The sequence below is a fragment of the Peribacillus sp. SIMBA_075 genome, assembly GCF_046534585.1.
Genome location: NZ_JAWRYN010001275.1, coordinates 1 through 248, shown reverse-complemented (window position 1 = coordinate 248; position 248 = coordinate 1). Strand labels below are relative to the sequence as shown.

1 protein-coding gene is annotated in these 248 nt (G+C 49.2%); it reads left to right on the top strand.

Features of this window, described 5'->3' with window-relative positions; translation table 11 throughout:
- A partial coding sequence (locus SB775_RS32445; RefSeq protein ID WP_410865402.1) for a hypothetical protein occupies positions 1–236 on the top strand: 236 nt, incomplete at its 5' end.
- Between the last annotated feature and the right edge of the window lie 12 nt (positions 237–248).

Genomic DNA, 248 nt, shown 5'->3' with positions numbered 1-248 from the left:
AAGGGATTGGACTGGGAGTATACGATATTCACAGCCCACGCGTTCCTGCTGTAGCCGAGATGGAACAAATGGTGAGTCGCGCGCTTCAGGTGCTTCCTCCATCACAGTTTTGGATCAATCCCGATTGTGGGCTCAAGACTCGTGGAATTCGGGAAACGATTGCATCGTTAAAAAATATGGTAGAAGCTACACATATGGTCCGTGACCGTTTGTCTGCACCAAAATCTACCACGTGAGGAGTTGGACAG